At 33.7% G+C, this 16,009-nt stretch carries 15 protein-coding genes; 7 read left to right on the top strand and 8 right to left on the bottom strand.

The features are described 5' to 3' along the window. The first annotated feature begins 41 nt into the window (after positions 1-41). On the top strand, positions 42-518 hold the full coding sequence (locus tag BMY96_RS07835) for a hypothetical protein (RefSeq protein ID WP_092851105.1): 477 nt from the start codon (positions 42-44) through the stop codon (positions 516-518). A 7-nt stretch (positions 519-525) separates the two neighbouring features. Here BMY96_RS07835 and gldC read toward each other — a convergent pair whose 3' ends face one another. Both gldC and gldB read right to left on the bottom strand, forming a co-directional pair. Continuing rightward, positions 526-861 carry a gliding motility protein GldC gene (gene gldC, locus BMY96_RS07830; protein ID WP_092851103.1) on the bottom strand — a complete coding sequence of 112 codons (336 nt, stop codon included), beginning with the start codon at positions 859-861 and terminating at the stop codon, positions 526-528. Next, positions 861-1,823, bottom strand: coding sequence for a gliding motility lipoprotein GldB (gene gldB, locus BMY96_RS07825; protein WP_092851102.1), 963 nt, complete (start codon positions 1,821-1,823; stop codon positions 861-863). Before gldB ends, gldC begins: the two co-directional genes overlap by 1 nt. A 254-nt stretch (positions 1,824-2,077) precedes the next feature. Here gldB and nadE point away from each other — a divergent pair, with 254 nt between their 5' ends. Both nadE and BMY96_RS07815 read left to right on the top strand, forming a co-directional pair. Continuing rightward, positions 2,078-2,866, top strand: coding sequence for an NAD(+) synthase (gene nadE / locus BMY96_RS07820; protein ID WP_092851101.1), 789 nt, complete (start codon positions 2,078-2,080; stop codon positions 2,864-2,866). 100 nt (positions 2,867-2,966) lie between these two features. Beyond that, entirely contained in the window at positions 2,967-3,599 is a 633-nt protein-coding gene (locus BMY96_RS07815; protein ID WP_092851099.1) for a response regulator, read from the top strand. Positions 3,600-3,603: 4 nt separating this feature from the next. On the opposite strand, the gene dnaG is transcribed toward BMY96_RS07815, so the two are convergent. Further along, on the bottom strand, positions 3,604-5,568 hold the full coding sequence (gene dnaG / locus BMY96_RS07810) for a DNA primase (protein WP_092851097.1): 1,965 nt from the start codon (positions 5,566-5,568) through the stop codon (positions 3,604-3,606). A 390-nt stretch (positions 5,569-5,958) separates the two neighbouring features. On the opposite strand from dnaG, the gene BMY96_RS07805 reads away from it, so the two are divergent. Genes BMY96_RS07805 through BMY96_RS07795 form a run of 3 tightly spaced genes read left to right on the top strand, consistent with a single transcriptional unit; the run spans position 5,959 to position 9,302 of the window. Continuing rightward, positions 5,959-7,401, top strand: coding sequence for a circularly permuted type 2 ATP-grasp protein (locus BMY96_RS07805; RefSeq protein WP_092851304.1), 1,443 nt, complete (start codon positions 5,959-5,961; stop codon positions 7,399-7,401). A gap of 20 nt (positions 7,402-7,421) precedes the next feature. Beyond that, the gene (locus BMY96_RS07800; RefSeq protein ID WP_092851096.1) at positions 7,422-8,345 is read left to right on the top strand and encodes an alpha-E domain-containing protein; all 924 of its coding nucleotides are present in this window, start codon (positions 7,422-7,424) and stop codon (positions 8,343-8,345) included. A gap of 12 nt (positions 8,346-8,357) precedes the next feature. Then, a complete protein-coding gene (locus tag BMY96_RS07795) occupies positions 8,358-9,302 on the top strand; it encodes a transglutaminase family protein (RefSeq protein ID WP_092851095.1) in 945 nt (314 codons plus the stop codon). 1 nt (position 9,303) lies between these two features. On the opposite strand, the gene BMY96_RS07790 is transcribed toward BMY96_RS07795, so the two are convergent. Next, on the bottom strand, positions 9,304-10,281 hold the full coding sequence (locus tag BMY96_RS07790) for a polyprenyl synthetase family protein (protein ID WP_092851094.1): 978 nt from the start codon (positions 10,279-10,281) through the stop codon (positions 9,304-9,306). 168 nt (positions 10,282-10,449) lie between these two features. On the opposite strand from BMY96_RS07790, the gene BMY96_RS07785 reads away from it, so the two are divergent. After that, complete coding sequence (locus tag BMY96_RS07785) at positions 10,450-11,259, top strand: T9SS type A sorting domain-containing protein (RefSeq protein WP_092851092.1); 810 nt, start codon at positions 10,450-10,452, stop codon at positions 11,257-11,259. Between the two features lie 51 nt (positions 11,260-11,310). On the opposite strand, the gene rlmN is transcribed toward BMY96_RS07785, so the two are convergent. From rlmN to BMY96_RS07765, 4 genes are all read right to left on the bottom strand, one after another. Then, entirely contained in the window at positions 11,311-12,351 is a 1,041-nt protein-coding gene (rlmN, locus tag BMY96_RS07780) for a dual-specificity RNA methyltransferase RlmN (RefSeq protein ID WP_092851302.1), read from the bottom strand. 274 nt (positions 12,352-12,625) lie between these two features. Further along, positions 12,626-13,675 carry a tRNA preQ1(34) S-adenosylmethionine ribosyltransferase-isomerase QueA gene (queA, locus tag BMY96_RS07775; RefSeq protein WP_092851091.1) on the bottom strand — a complete coding sequence of 350 codons (1,050 nt, stop codon included), beginning with the start codon at positions 13,673-13,675 and terminating at the stop codon, positions 12,626-12,628. Between the two features lie 207 nt (positions 13,676-13,882). After that, on the bottom strand, positions 13,883-15,106 hold the full coding sequence (locus tag BMY96_RS07770) for a 3-phosphoshikimate 1-carboxyvinyltransferase (protein WP_092851090.1): 1,224 nt from the start codon (positions 15,104-15,106) through the stop codon (positions 13,883-13,885). 123 nt (positions 15,107-15,229) lie between these two features. Further along, positions 15,230-15,556, bottom strand: coding sequence for a nucleotide pyrophosphohydrolase (locus BMY96_RS07765; RefSeq protein ID WP_092851089.1), 327 nt, complete (start codon positions 15,554-15,556; stop codon positions 15,230-15,232). Positions 15,557-16,009: the final 453 nt, after the last annotated feature.

Genomic DNA, 16,009 nt, shown 5'->3' with positions numbered 1-16,009 from the left:
TAAACAGACCCCAAGTATAACCTATTCCTAAACTTATCTACATGAAAAATTATCTTATAATCTTCGTAATCAGTTTATCCTTTACTGCCTTTACACATGCTCAAAAAATTGACACCGAAAAAGTATTTGGTGGCTACAAGTACACGTATAATAACGAATTGATATCCATTGGTGATTTAGCATCAATAATTGAAACCAATACTGATGCCTATAAATTGATAAAAAAAGGCCGAACTAACCGCAGCTTATCTGGAGTATTAGGTTTTGTTGGTGGCGGATTAATTGGATGGCCAATAGGCACCTCGCTTGGTGGTGGCGAAGTAAATTGGACATTAGCAGGTATTGGCGCAGGACTAATAGCTGTAGCAATACCAATTTCGTCGAGTTCTAATAAAAAAATAAACCAAGCGGTAGAGCTTTATAACGCATCAATAAACCCGACATCGAGCACAAATTTTAAACCTGAGTTTAAAATTATAGCCAATGGTAGTGGTTTTGGATTAAGTATGAATTTTTAAATTCAACTTACTTTTTCAACTCTAGTTTTTCAGCAAAATAATCGCAAAAATCTTTCATTGTAGCACTCATTTTATCATCTTGAGTTGCTCTTAAAAACGTATCGCTCATTGCTACTAATGTTTGATGAAAAAATATTTTCATCTCATCAACAGGCATGTCTTTAGTCCATAAATCTATTCGCATAGACTCTTTAGCTTTAGCATCCCAAACAGCAAGCATCATAGCCTTTGCTTCTTGGTTGGTTACACCGCCATCTTGGGCTGTCCAATGCAATTTTTCAGGCACCCTATTTTCATCTAATTCAACATTTAATTCTATTTTGGATGTGGTTGTATTTGCCATTACTTACGTGGTTTAAACTTTGAGTTATTAAAAATATCTTCGGTACTTTTTATTAACATGTCTCTTAACGACACATCATTTTGTAGCATATAGGCTCTTACAATTTGCCAACCTATATATTGCCCCAAACGCCCCGGCGAATCAGCATCTATTTCTTCCAAATAAAATTTAGAAAACGGTGCAGGATTTATAAAGCGTTGAGGTAATTTTGTGTCTGTACTAAAAAGTAATTCGCGACTTACAAAATATCGCCAAATATAACTTTCGTTAGCCTTAGCCCAGTTTATATCTTCTTCGCTATAGCCAATGCGTTCTGCTTCGGTTTTAAACGGCAGCATAACATCTTTAAAGTATAATAGTTTACCAAAGTATACCATTTCGTCTAATAACGTTTTACGCTTTGGGTGGTACGTATACTTTTCGGCATAAGCATTTGCAAGATCTACTACAAGTTGTGTTTTATTAAAATTAGCTCTTAAATATTTAGAAATTCCGCCATAGAATTCATGCGCACTACCCAAGTAAATATCTAAAGCCAATACAGCAATAGTATCGGTTACAATTACACTATTTCTATAATCCACATCGCTAGTAATAGTAATAATACGTGGCGGGTTAAATTCTGGATAGTAATATTTTAAATGATTATAAAAAGACTCTATTTCCAACTCTGTATTACTAAAATCTTCAAAGACTTTGTCAACCTCATTAAATAATTGAATTTGTAAGGTATCTGCTTTTTTTGCTAACCAAAAAGAATCGGTATATTTTTCAGAAAACATAAAAGGATATGCCTTTTTTAAATCGGGTAGTTTTTTTGAGTTTACCTTGGCAAACAACCTATCGAAGCGTTCAATTTTAACATCAGTATTTATTTTTGCAATCTCTTTTTCGAGAGCATTTTCTTTTTTACAAGAAACAACCATTATTAGTGTTAATAAATATAAAATTGTAGATTTCATAAAAAACTTAAACCTCATAAATTTTTATAAATTGAACGTTTGGGTTATTTTTGTTAGCAAAGGTACTGTTATACCTATTAAGTTTCAAAATAACGCCTATAATTATGTTCTATTTTACTGGTATTTTAAATTAATCAGAGCCATAATTATCTAGTGCAAATGTTTACGAATTATTTTAAAACGCTAAATAAGTTAAAATAACAGTATGTCATTTTAAAATTTAATTGGTATTATTACATATAAATTCATTTAACATGCAAACAGAAAAAGTTGAAAATCACATTGTAAATTGGTTAAAGGATTATGCCTCCAAAGCTGGTGTAAAAGGCTTTGTAGTTGGAGTTTCTGGCGGAATTGATTCTGCTGTAACCTCAACACTGTGCGCAAAAACTGGACTTCGTGTTTTATGTATTGAAATGCCAATACACCAAGCCGAAAGTCATGTAAGTCGTGCCAATGAACATATTGCACAACTTAAAACTAGATTTGCTAATGTTGAAGCTACACGTGCCGACTTAACACCTGTTTTTGAAGAATTTAAAACGGAGATAACCATGGAAGGCGAACAAGCCACCATAGATATGGCTCTAGCTAATACTCGCGCCAGATTACGAATGACAACTTTGTATTACTACGCAGGACTTTATGGTTTATTAGTTGCTGGAACCGGTAACAAAGTAGAGGATTTTGGTGTAGGTTTTTATACTAAGTATGGCGATGGCGGAGTAGATTTAAGCCCAATTGCCGACTTAATGAAATCTGAAGTATACAAATTAGGTGAGTTGTTGGAAGTTCCTGAATCTATAATAAAAGCCTCGCCTAGCGATGGTTTATTTGGTGATGCAAGAAGTGATGAAGACCAAATAGGCGCCTCCTACCCAGAATTAGAGTGGGCAATGAATATGGATGAAGAGGGTAAAACTGCCCGTGATTTTAGTGGTAGAAAACAAGAAGTCTTTAAAATTTATAAGCGATATAATAACAACAACAGGCATAAAATGATTCCAATACCAATATGTGAAATTCCTCGTAACATGTTGTAAATTTTGCAAATTATTTAAAAAAGTATTACATTTACCACGGCTTATATCTCTCAACATAACTTTCTCTCAATAAGTTACTAAAAAAATAAGCTGTACAATTATGATAAAATTATTAATAGCAGACAACCACCCAATTACGCGGAAGGGACTAGAAGTCCTATTCTCAGCGTCAACCAACATAAAAATTGTTGGCAGTGTTAATGATGGAGAAGCCATCTTAGATTTTGTAAAGAAAAATCCAGTAGACATTATTTTGACCGAAACTGATTTTCCGAAATTAAACGGACTAACAGTGTTACGCCATTTAAAAAATGACTTTCCGGATATTAAAACCATTATTCTTAGTTCGCAACCCGAAGAAGTTTATGCCATAAACGCCGTAAAAGCAGGCGCTGCAGGTTACATAAACAAATCTGAAAATGTGATTACTATTAATGAAGCCATTTTAAAAGTTCATGAAGGAGGCATTCATTTAAGTAACGATTTAACGCAACAACTTGCGTTTGGTACACGAGTTAATAAAGGTGGAACCTTTTACAAAAAACTTTCTACTAGAGAAGCAGAAGTATTAAAACTTCTTACTATTGGTAGAAAGAACAAAGAAATTTCTAAAGAGTTAGATATTAACGAAAAAACAGTTAGCACTTACAAAGCTCGTTTAATGAGAAAACTTAAGGTTACTAATTTAGTAGATTTAGTAAATCAAGCTAAACTTAGCGAACAAATATTGTAAGCAGTTACAAAACTCTGTTTAATTTTCTAGACAGTAACATTTTTAGACTCGAATAGTCTTTTACTTCTTCAAGTATATTTCTATTCGAGTCTATTTTGTTTAGTAGGGTTTCCTGTTGAAACTCTTTTACCTTTAAATCTATTAAAAAACAGCGTAAGCTCAATATCGTTTCGCTTACCAACTGCCCAACACTATTCATTTTTTGTTTAGGAAAAATATTCATCCTATTCCAATCATCTAAAGCATAACGTTCATCATCCATTAAAATAGTAGTAATTTCATTAGCCATATCTTGATCTACAGAATTTACAAACGTTTTTAACTCAAAATTTTTATCTTGATTTAAACGATCTATTATAGTGTAATAAAGCGTTTTAAAATGCGCATTTGTAAACTGCATTTCATCTTCCTGAAGGTCTAAAAATATTTTCTCGAATACCTTGGCTTGCTGAATTATAGGTTCTAGAATCAATTCTCCCTTTTCATTTTCTTTTAAAACTAAATCTTCGAAATCTTCAGTTTTATTTCCGTAAAGCAATAATATTTCTATTATTTTTCGCTCTAATAAATACTGTACATCAACTTTTTGGACAGGTTCTTGGTAGTTTTTAATAACATTAAAAGCCTGTTGCTGCTCGGGAGGTGCTTTTTTATGATCGTCTTGCGCTTCCTTTTTATCCATTTGAGCTAGGGTGCTAAAAAGTACCTCTTCGCTTAAATCCATAATTCTAGCACATTCCTGAATATAAATTTCCTTCTTTATTCGGTCTGGAATTTTAGCAATACTATTAACAATATCTCTAACAGTTTCGGCCTTTTTAATTGGGTCGTTTTTAGAATCTTCAAACAAAATTGACGCCTTAAATTGAATAAAATCTTTAGCGTTTTCATTTAAATATAGCGCAAGCTCCTCTAAGGTATTTTGTTTAGCAAAACTATCTGGATCTTCGCCTTCTGGAAAGGTACAAACCTTAACATTCATGCCCTGTTCCAGAATTAAATCGATACCACGAAGAGAGGCTCGCATTCCTGCCGCATCGCCATCAAAAAGTACCGTTATATTTTTTGTTAATCTATTAATTAATCTAATTTGCTCCGAAGTTAAAGCTGTCCCCGATGAAGATACCACATTATGAATTCCTGTTTGATGAAATTGAATAACATCGGTATACCCCTCAACCAAATAACAATTATCCTCCTTAGCAATACTTTGCTTAGCATGATAAATACCGTAAAGCACTTTACTTTTATGGTAAATGTCACTTTCAGGTGAGTTTACATATTTAGCCGCTTTTTTATCGGCAATTAAAATACGTCCGCCATAGCCCAAAACACGCCCACTCATACTTTTTATAGGAAACATTACACGCCCCTTAAATCTGTCGAAACGCTTGTCTTCCTTAACAATTGTAAGTCCCGTTTTAGCTAAATAATCTATATTATAACCTTGCTTTAATGCCTCGTCTGTAAAGGCTTGCCACTCGTTAAGAGAATATCCTAAATCGAATTTTTTTATAGTTTCTTCTGTAAAACCACGTTCTTTAAAATAACTTAAGCCAATAGATCGTCCTTGATCGGTTTTATGCAATACTTTTTGAAAATAGGTGTTTGCAAACTCGCTTACTAAATACAGACTTTCGCGTTCGTTTGCTTTTTCTTTTTGCTCATCGGACTGCTCGGTTTCTTCTAATTCAATATTATACTTTTTGGCTAAATATCGAATAGCTTCTGGATAGGTAAAATGCTCGTGCTCCATTAAAAAAGAAACCGCTGTACCACCTTTACCGGTCGAAAAATCTTTCCAAATTTGTTTTACCGGCGACACCATAAAACTTGGAGAACGCTCATCACTAAATGGGCTTAATCCTTTAAAATTACTTCCCGCTTTTTTAAGCTGAACAAAATCACCAATAACCTCCTCTACTCGGGCGGTTTCAAATACTTGATCGATGGAAGACGGTGATATCAAAAGTTTAGGATTTTAGTGCATGTAAAAGTAATACAAAATAATACATTTTAGAAGTTAAACCTGTTAAGTAATTTAAAAAAATGGTTGTAGTGAAACGTTTCAACTACACATTAGTAATCTTTTTAACACTTTATAATTAAAGGTTGTAAAGCTAAATCGCAACAAATAAACACAGCAAAAAAAGAGCTATTCTCATTAAAGATTTAGGATTTCATAAAAATGAAACGCTTAACATTCATATAATAAAGAAATCATAATTTCTTTATATAAAAAAAGCATATTTAAAATTATTTTCAGCATTAATTATAAATCACTAATTTATTTTCAATCATCTTCATAATTTTTTAAATATTGTATAAATTATTATTACATTTAAGAAAACGTAAAACTATGGCCAAGACCGATTTATTTTCTTCATACGACTTACTCCCAAAAACATGGGATGAAATGTATAACGATAGTGCTGTGTTTAGAGCGCAGTACGAAGAATTTATAACGTACTTAGAAAACACCTCTTCTGAAAAACTCACAAAAAAAGAAGATCTTGCAAAACAACTTTTTATGAGTCAAGGGGTTACGTTTACGGTCTACAACGACAATGAAGGTATAGAAAAAATATTCCCTTTTGATATTGTTCCAAGAATTATAACAGCTAACGAGTGGCAAAAAATTGAGTCTGGTATTAAGCAACGTCTTAAAGCTTTAAACTTATTTATAAAAGACATTTATAACGAGCAGTTTATAATTAAAGATGGCATTGTACCTGGCGAGTTAATTTATTCCTGTCCTAATTATTTACGTGAAATGAAGGGTGTAAAAGTACCTCACGATATTTATGTACATATTTCTGGAGTCGATTTAATTAGAAATAACGATGGTGAATTTTATGTTCTTGAAGATAATTTAAGAACGCCATCTGGCGTAAGTTATATGCTAGAAAACAGAGAAATTTCTAAGCGTTTGTTTCCTGGTATATTGCCTAAAAGTAATGTAAAATCGGTATCAAACTACCCTAACTTATTATACAAAAAACTAAAAGAACTTTCAAATAAACCGGAGCCTAACATTGTTTTACTAACACCAGGTATTTATAATTCGGCTTATTATGAACATACTACGTTGGCAAGATTAATGGGTATTGAGTTGGTTGAAGGAAGTGATTTAGTTGTAAAAAACCATTTTGTTTATATGAAAACCACCAACGGTTTAAAACAAGTTGATGTTATTTACAGACGTGTTGATGATGACTTTTTAGACCCCCTAGAATTTAATGAAAAGAGTGTTTTAGGAGTTGCCGGAATTATGGCGGCTTACAGAAAAGGTCATGTAAATATTGTAAATGCTCCAGGCACAGGTATTGCTGATGATAAAGCAATTTACATTTATGTGCCCGACATGATAAAATACTACTTAGGCGAAGACCCTATTTTAAAAAATATAGAAACCTACCAATTAGGCAGACCAGATGAGCTTGACTATGTTACTAAAAACATAAAAGACATGGTTATTAAAAAGACTGATGGTAGCGGAGGTTATGGCATGCTAATGGGACATGAAGCGACCGACGAAGAAATAAAAGACTACTTAGATAATGTAAAGAAAAAGCCTGAAAATTTTATAGCCCAACCTATTTTACGCCTTTCTACAGCGCCTTGTTATATAGATGGTAAATTGTCGCCACGTTGTATCGATTTACGCCCATTTGCCTTAACAGGTAAAGACGGTATAGATATTTGCCCTGGCGGACTAACAAGGGTAGCCTTAAAAAAAGGCTCCTTGGTAGTAAATAGCTCTCAAGGCGGTGGCAGTAAAGACACATGGGTAATTGAATAATTCTTTTAAAAAGTTAATATATGTTAAGTAGAGTAGCAAATAATCTTATTTGGTTAGATAGATATATGGAACGCGGTAACGGTATTTTAAGTTTACTTAAAGTAAACTACTATGCCAACCAAGACTCGCCAGAATTATTCTCTTGGACACCAATAATGAAAACATTTACAACTTATGATAATGAATTCTTTACCGAAGATGCTTTGGAGTGCATTAAGTTTATGGTGTTAAATACCGAGAATTCTAATTCTATACTAAATATTGTAACTAAAGCTAGAGAAAATGCAAGAAGTGTTCAAGAACATATTTCTAGAGAGCTTTGGTTATGCATTAATAACTACTACCTCTATCTTACAAAGAACGATTTACCCAAAAAACTCGAAGAAGACCCTGTTCAATTCTTAGAAGAATTAAGAAACTACCACCTGGTATATTACGGCACTTCCGATATTACACAGGAGCGTGGTCCATCATATTACTTTATGAATATAGGCAAATATTTAGAACGCGTTACCCTTATATCAGATTTTACTTCGCTTAAACTTATAGATATTAGTAACACAACCGATGCTTTGGAAAAAAGTTTTTACTGGAAAAACTTATTGCTTTCTATTGGTGGATATCAACTGTATTTAAAAACACATAAATCCACATTTAACGAAGCGCACGTAATAAGTATGGTATTTCAAGATAAGTTATTTCCTAGATCGGTTTATTATTGTATAAATAAACTTAATAAACACATTAACCAGTTAATTGAATGTGAAGAGCTAGAAAAAAACAAAATAGAATTTTTATTAGGGAAACTTGAAAGCAGAATAAAATATACCACCATTGAAAACATTAACAACCAAGGACTATCTAATTTTATAAATGATATTAAAGAGGATATTAGAAACATATCTTTAAATATTAACGCAGTTTACTTTTCGCATAACAATTGATTTTTAAACCTCATGGCTACATTTTATATAAAACATATTACAAAATACACGTATAGCAGTCCGGTTATTGATGGGGCGACTTTATTACGACTTCACCCTATAAATGATGAATACCAAAAGGTAGAATCTCATTTAATATCGGTAACTAACAACCCTTACATTGAAAGCTTTATAGACTTTTTTAATAACCGTGTTGGTACGTTTATGGTTACCGAACCGCACAGTGAATTAAGTATAATATCGGAAATTGAAGTACATACCACCGAAAGAATTTTTCCAGATGATAGTGCAGATATTACTTCGCAATGGAAAGAATTAAACCGTATAAAAAACACGATTGAGTTTCTAGATTACACTAAATTTAAACCCTTTTCTGGCTGCGAGGATATTAAGAATATTATTTTAGATAAAATGCTTAAAACAAAATCGCCATTTAAAGCTGTATTGGAGTTATGCGAATATGTACATGAAAATTTTGAGTACAAATCTGGAATAACCAATGTAAACACGCCAATAGAAGAAGCTTGGAAACTACAGGCTGGTGTTTGCCAAGACTTTACAAATGTGTTATTAAAAATGATAAAAATGTTAGGCTTGCCAGCCCGTTACGTTAGCGGTTATATTTGCCCTAATAATACAATTACTAGAGGTGCCGGAGCTACGCACGCATGGGTTGAAGTGTATATTCCGTTTTACGGATGGTTAGGTATAGATCCAACGAATAACGCCATAGCTAACGAAAACCACGTTAGGATTGCTGTAGGACGCTCTTATAGTGATTGCTCTCCTGTAAAAGGGGTTTACAAAGGTAACGTTGAAGCAGAGATGGAAGTAAGTGTAGAGGTTAAAACGAGCCAAGACACTATTGTTGACACTCCTGTTTTTAATACATCGACAACAAGCAATAGCTACAAACGTAATTTAGAAGTTATGCAACAAGGGCAACAGCAACAATAGTTTATTTTTTTCTATCGATAACATAAGTTACCATTAGTTTAAGTGAACTTTTATAATCTGAATCCGGAAAGTTTTCTAGTAAATGTAAGGCTTCTTTTTGAAAGGCTTTCATTTTTGTAATGGCATAGTCTAAACCACCATTATCCTTAACAAAGGCAATAATTTCTTTAACACGTTTTGCATCTTTGTTATGATTTTTAACCGAATTAATTAGCCACTTTTTGTCCTTTTTTGAGGCTTGATTTAACACATAAATTAAAGGCAATGTCATTTTTTGCTCTTTAATATCAATTCCTGTAGGTTTACCAATTTGTGTATCGCCATAATCAAACAAATCGTCTTTTATTTGAAATGCCATACCAATTAACTCCCCAAACCTACGCATAGATTCTACGTGCGCAGAGTCTGGTTTAACCGAAGCCGCTCCCAAACTACAACATGCCGCAATTAAGGTTGCCGTTTTTTGCCTTATAATTTCGTAATAAACGTCTTCTGTTATATCTAGTTTTCTAGCCTTTTCTATTTGAAGTAATTCGCCCTCGCTCATTTCTCGAACGGCTATAGAGATGATTTTAAGTAAATCGAAATCATTATTATCAATAGAAAGCAACAAGCCTTTAGATAGCAAAAAATCGCCAATAAGCACAGCTATTTTATTTTTCCAAAGCGCGTTTACCGAGAAAAAACCACGCCTACGGTTACTATCATCAACCACATCGTCATGCACTAGAGTAGCGGTATGTATTAACTCGATTACCGATGCCCCTCTATAAGTACGCTCACTAACCTCGCCATTAGAAACCATTTTTGCAACCAAAAACACAAACATTGGTCGCATTTGTTTCCCTTTCCGGTTTACAATGTAGTGGGTAATCCTATTTAATAAAGCCACCTTGCTAGACATTGAAAGCTGAAACTTTTGCTCGAAAAGATCCATTTCATAGGCTATTGGCTGCTTAATTTGTTCTACTACTTTCAAATATAATTATGGTTTTAGCAAATCTACTAATAATGTTATATCTATACTATAATCTTGAAATAAAAACAAACATAAAAAATTTAACCTTATAACAATAATAAAGGCTATTAATCGGAAAAAAATTTTTAAAAAAGATTAAATTATGTATTAATCCTTAAACCACATAATATGCAAAAAATTACTTTAACTCTTTTACTTTTATTTTTAACCATATCCTTTAACGCTCAAACAGTGGTTTGGTCTTCTGATTTAGAAGATTTGACTGATTGGGGCATTAACGACTTAGATGGAGATGGTAATAATTGGGATGCTTACGGCCCCGGAAATTTTGACACTGTTGGCTTTACAGGTAATGTATTTGCCTCACAATCTTGGGCTACTGTTCCTTTAACACCAGATAATTTATTATACACGCCTACATTTTTATTACCAGCAGAAGCTGTTACTGCAACTTTTGAAATGCGCGTAGGTGCATCTTACACCCCTGATTTTGCAGAACATTATGCTGTATATGTATACGATAATGCTGTAGGCCCATCGCTTGACGATAATATTTTAGAAGAAACTCTAACAGCCGGAGGAACTGCTAGTGCTAAAATAGTTACAGCTAGTATTCCGGTTACGTTTGCAGGAAAAACTATTGGAATACTAATTAGACATTACGACTGCACAAATAATGAATATATTGTTGTTGATGATTTTGAAGTGTCTTATACAACGTCTTTATCTACCAAAGACAACACACTTGAGGTAGCTCGTGCTTATCCAAATCCTGTACAAGATATTTTAAAAATTGACACCAATGAAACTATAGATTCTGCCGAAGTAATTAATCAATTAGGACAGCGCGTTATGGATATTAAACCAAATAGCATTGTAAAAAATACTATTAATTTATCTACGCTTGGTAAAGGAATGTATTTTATAATTATAAAATCTGAAGAAAGGAATGCAACATTAAAAATTATGAAAGTCTAATTTTTATAAACCATTAAAATAAAAAGAGCTGTGAATTGCAGCTCTTTTTGTTTAACTTTTATTAGCTAATTGCCCGCAAGCGGCATCAATATCCTTACCACGACTTCGTCTTACTGTTACGGTTATATGGTTACTTTCTAAAACCTCGACATACATATCTATTGCCTTGGATTGTGCTTGTTGAAACTCGCCATCGTCTATAGGGTTATACTCTATAATATTAACTTTACTTGGTGCAAATTTGCAAAACTCGACTAAGGCATCTACATCTTTTCTTTTGTCATTTATACCATCCCAAACTACATACTCGTAAGTAATTCTGTTTTTGGTTTTGGCATACCAATATTGCAATGCTTCTCTTAAATCGTTAAGCGGAAAGGTAGCATTAAAGGGCATAATAGAGGTTCTTACCTCGTCTATAGCAGAATGTAAGGAAACGGCAAGTTTAAATTTAACATCGTCATCGGCCATTTTTTTAATCATTTTTGGCACACCAGATGTAGATACTACTATACGTTTTGGTGACATGCCTAAACCTTCGGGTGAGGTTATTTTATCGATGGCTTTTATAACGTTATTATAATTCATGAGAGGTTCGCCCATACCCATAAACACAATATTACTTAAGGGGCGATTATGATATAAACGACTTTCGTTATCGATAGCTACGACTTGATCGTAAATTTCGTCTGGATTTAAATTACGCATGCGTTTTAAGCGTGCCGTTGCACAAAACTTACAATCTAAACTACACCCTACCTGACTTGACACACAGGCTGTGGTTCTAGTTTTTGTTGGAATTAATACAGACTCTACTATTAAATCGTCGTGAAGGCGAACGGCATTTTTTATGGTTCCGTCCGAGCTGCGTTGCATTTGGTCTACCTTAATGTGGTTTATTACAAAGTTATTTTCGAGCATTTGACGGGTTTCTTTTGAAACATTCGTCATATCCTCAAATTTATGTGCTCCTTTTTGCCACAACCATTCGTAAACTTGATTACCACGAAAGGCCTTGTCTCCATTTTTTTCAAAGAATTCTCTTAGTTGTTCTTTAGTTAATGCGCGTATGTCTTTTTTCTTGATTTCCATTTGCATGCAAAAATAAGCAAAAAAACCCCTCTGCCTATTGGCATTTCCCTTTAAAAAGGGAACAAATTGTTACTGTTACTATATGGCACATAAATTACACCTAGGACGCCGCATTAGGGATTGAGGCATTTGTTGAAGCTCTTTTTGTGTTGTTGCGCTTATGCAACACAAAAAAGCGACTGCCGAAAGCCCGACCCTTGGGGAATGCCCTAATTATTATGCATAAAAAAGCCCCTTAAAAAAGAGGCTTATTATAATTTAAAATACTTTATAATTATATGATTAACATGGCATCGCCGTAGCTGTAGAAGTTGTATCCTTCTTTTATAGCCTCGTCGTAAGCACGTTTTACAAAATCGTGACCTGCAAAGGCAGAAACCATCATTAACAAGGTTGATTTTGGCGTATGAAAGTTAGTAATCATAGCATTTGGTATACTAAAATCGTATGGTGGGAAAATAAATTTATTGGTCCAACCATCAAACTCGTTAAGCTCTCCATTTGTAGATACGGCACTTTCTACGGCACGAACCGCTGTGGTACCAACGGCACAAATACGGCGTTTTTCTTTTAAACCTTTATTTACAATTTTTACCGCTTCTGGTCCTATTTTAAGCTCTTCGCTATCCATTTTATGTTTAGATAAATCTTCTACCTCAACTGGGTTAAAAGTTCCTAAACCTACGTGTAACGTTACTTCGGCAAAATTAACACCTTTAATTTCTAAACGCTTTAATAAGTGTTTAGAGAAATGAAGTCCTGCTGTTGGTGCTGCTACGGCACCTTCATTTTTAGCAAAAATGGTTTGGTAGCGCTCCTCATCTTCTGGCTCTACATCTCTTTTTATGTATTTAGGTAGTGGTGTTTCGCCTAACTCGTTTAATTTAATACGGAATTCTCTGTAAGACCCATCGTAAAGAAAACGTAATGTACGCCCTCTAGATGTCGTGTTATCTATAACCTCTGCCACTAGAGTATCATCATCACCAAAATAAAGTTTGTTACCAATTCTTATTTTACGTGCAGGATCTACTAAAACATCCCAAAGGCGTTGCTCTTCGTTTAATTCTCTTAATAAAAACACCTCGATTCTTGCTCCTGTTTTTTCTTTGTTACCAAAAAGTCTTGCAGGAAATACTTTTGTGTTGTTTAATACTAAGACATCGTCCTCATCAAAATAGTCAATAACATCTTTAAACATTTTATGCTCAATAGTCTGTTCTTTTCTATTAAGTACCATTAAACGAGATTCGTCTCTGTTTTCTGCAGGATACTCAGCTAGTCGTTCTTCTGGTAATTCGAAACCGAAGTGTGATAATTTCATGTTTTAGTTTTTATTAATTTTTAGAAAGCGCAAATATACAATCTCAACATAGGGGTTGTCAAGTAAATGACGGTTTATTATTAAAAAAGTGTGTTTTGGGCGTTACCACAAGGGTCGGGCTATACGCTACAAGTCCTCGCACTTCCTTCGTCAGGCTGTGGGCTATCCACTGCTATCCCTAACGCGGGCAGCCTATTACAATAAAGTTTATTTTTTAACTGTAAACCCAATAGACGCTAAATCGTCCCAAAACGTTGGGTACGATTTAGAAACCACCATAGCATCCTCTATTACCAACGAAGTTTTTAACGCCAAAGGTGCAAACGCCATAGCCATTCTATGATCGTTATATGTTGCAATTGCAACATTTTCTTTAATACTATTTGATGCCGCTAAGTGTAACGATTTATCTGTAATACGCACTTTGCCACCTAGTTTTTCTATTTCGGTTTTTAAAGCAACAAGCCTATCGGTTTCTTTAATTTTAAGCGTATGTAAACCAACTAAATCGCATGGCATACCCAAAGCAAAACAACTTACTGCAATGGTTTGAGCTATATCTGGTGCATTTTTTAAATCTAACGTTAGAGGTTCTAAGTTAGAGGTTTCCTTTTTTAATGTTACCGAATTTCCGTTAAACACGGTAGATACACCAAAGTGTTTATAAATTTCTACTAAAGCCGAATCGCCTTGTAAAGAGTTTGATTTGTACGATGTTAATGTAATTTCTGTACCCACATCGCTTAAAGCTACAATACTAAAATAATAGGATGCCGATGACCAATCTGACTCTACCGTTAGTGTTTTAGGCTCTAAAGTATTGGTGTTTGGTTTTACAGTTATTACATTACCTTTAAATGACGACTCTACGCCTATTTCGTCCAACAGACTTAAGGTCATGTTTATGTATGGCACCGATGTAATTTCGCCCTCCAAGGTCAACTCAATTCCGTTTTCTAGCTTTGATGCTATTAGCAGTAATGCGGATATGTATTGGCTACTAACATTGGCTTTTAAGGCTACTTTGTGTTTTGTAAGCTTAGTGCCTTTAATTTTTATTGGCGGATAGCCTTCGTTAGCTTCATAGCTAATTTCGGCTCCTAATTCCTGTAAGGCTTCCACTAGTATTTTTATGGGGCGCTCGGTCATTCTTTTAGATCCTGTAAGAATGGTATCTCGACCTTCTTGAATTGAAAAATATGCCGTTAAAAAGCGCATAGCCGTACCTGCGTGATGAATATCGACAACTTCGGATTGTGAACTTAATGCATTTGTCATTAAATTACTATCATCAGAGTTTGAAACGTTTTCTAGTTTAAACTCAGGATACAAGGCCTGTAACAATAACAATCTGTTAGATTCACTTTTTGAACCTGTTATTTGTACAGCAGATTTTTGGGCTATTTTAGATTTTTGAAGTGTAAAGTGCATATTCTTAAAATTCTAATTTAAAAGAAGTCGCAAATTTACTCCATAATAGAGATTAATACTAAGTAAATTAGTCTTTTTTTATAGGTTTAGCCTAAAGTTTGCGCTTATACTATTTTTAAATTGTTATTTCAATTTTTCGTTATTATGGTGCCTGTCGTGGTCGCGTTTTCCTTTTTTATACATGCGTTTATCGAAAGCACTCTGCAAATCGACACCTGTTTGGTTGGCTAAACATAACACCACAAACATAACATCGGCAAGCTCCTCGCCTAAATCTTTGTCTTTATCGCTTTCTTTTTCGCTCTGTTCACCATAGCGTCGGGCAATAATTCGTGCCACCTCACCTACTTCCTCGGTAAGTTGTGCCATATTTGTAAGTTCATTGAAATAGCGAACACCATGTTCCTTTATCCAATCATCAACCTCTTTTTGTGCGTTTTGTATGTTCATTATCCTTTTGTTAAAACTATTTGTTCGGCTTCTTTTTCTACGAGTTTACTAAAATAAGCTTTTAAAGCAAAGTGAAGATTTTTACTTGAGTGTTTTTTAATGAATCATTCGGTAATAAATTCTAACTTATATTACATATTTCCAACTTTATGTTTTACGTATTTATATATTTTTTTTGCTTTAGAAATATCGTCGAGTCCATCTTTAACCCACTATTTAATCAAACTAGCTCGCAAATCGTGTGTATGTTTTATTAAGTCGGAATGAGTGGTAACGTATTACTGCATTAGCATTTTAGTTCAGGTTTGGATGAATAGTAAAGCTTGTGAATAGGTTTTCTTGCGAAAAAAGTTGAAAAGAAATAAAGTACAGAAAAAAAATAGCAAGATTTTTAAAGCTCATAGAATTGTAGAAAAAACATTTAAAAACGGAATATATTATTTTTCTATAAGA

The sequence above is a fragment of the Algibacter pectinivorans genome, assembly GCF_900112595.1.
Classification (GTDB): Bacteria; Bacteroidota; Bacteroidia; order Flavobacteriales; family Flavobacteriaceae; genus Algibacter_B; species Algibacter_B pectinivorans.
The sequence above is the reverse complement of the archived record's forward strand: the minus strand, read 5'-3'. Positions and strand labels throughout refer to the sequence as shown.

Excerpts from the sequence above, each read along its gene's own strand:
- BMY96_RS07835 (WP_092851105.1), top strand. The coding sequence starts at position 42 with ATGAAAAATTATCTTATAATCTTCGTAATCAGTTTATCCTTTACTGCC.
- gldC (WP_092851103.1), bottom strand. The coding sequence starts at position 861 with ATGGCAAATACAACCACATCCAAAATAGAATTAAATGTTGAATTAGAT.
- gldB (WP_092851102.1), bottom strand. The coding sequence starts at position 1,823 with ATGAAATCTACAATTTTATATTTATTAACACTAATAATGGTTGTTTCT.
- nadE (WP_092851101.1), top strand. The coding sequence starts at position 2,078 with ATGCAAACAGAAAAAGTTGAAAATCACATTGTAAATTGGTTAAAGGAT.
- BMY96_RS07815 (WP_092851099.1), top strand. The coding sequence starts at position 2,967 with ATGATAAAATTATTAATAGCAGACAACCACCCAATTACGCGGAAGGGA.
- BMY96_RS07805 (WP_092851304.1), top strand. The coding sequence starts at position 5,959 with ATGGCCAAGACCGATTTATTTTCTTCATACGACTTACTCCCAAAAACA.
- BMY96_RS07800 (WP_092851096.1), top strand. The coding sequence starts at position 7,422 with ATGTTAAGTAGAGTAGCAAATAATCTTATTTGGTTAGATAGATATATG.
- BMY96_RS07795 (WP_092851095.1), top strand. The coding sequence starts at position 8,358 with ATGGCTACATTTTATATAAAACATATTACAAAATACACGTATAGCAGT.
- BMY96_RS07785 (WP_092851092.1), top strand. The coding sequence starts at position 10,450 with ATGCAAAAAATTACTTTAACTCTTTTACTTTTATTTTTAACCATATCC.
- rlmN (WP_092851302.1), bottom strand. The coding sequence starts at position 12,351 with ATGGAAATCAAGAAAAAAGACATACGCGCATTAACTAAAGAACAACTA.
- queA (WP_092851091.1), bottom strand. The coding sequence starts at position 13,675 with ATGAAATTATCACACTTCGGTTTCGAATTACCAGAAGAACGACTAGCT.
- BMY96_RS07770 (WP_092851090.1), bottom strand. The coding sequence starts at position 15,106 with ATGCACTTTACACTTCAAAAATCTAAAATAGCCCAAAAATCTGCTGTA.
- BMY96_RS07765 (WP_092851089.1), bottom strand. The coding sequence starts at position 15,556 with ATGAACATACAAAACGCACAAAAAGAGGTTGATGATTGGATAAAGGAA.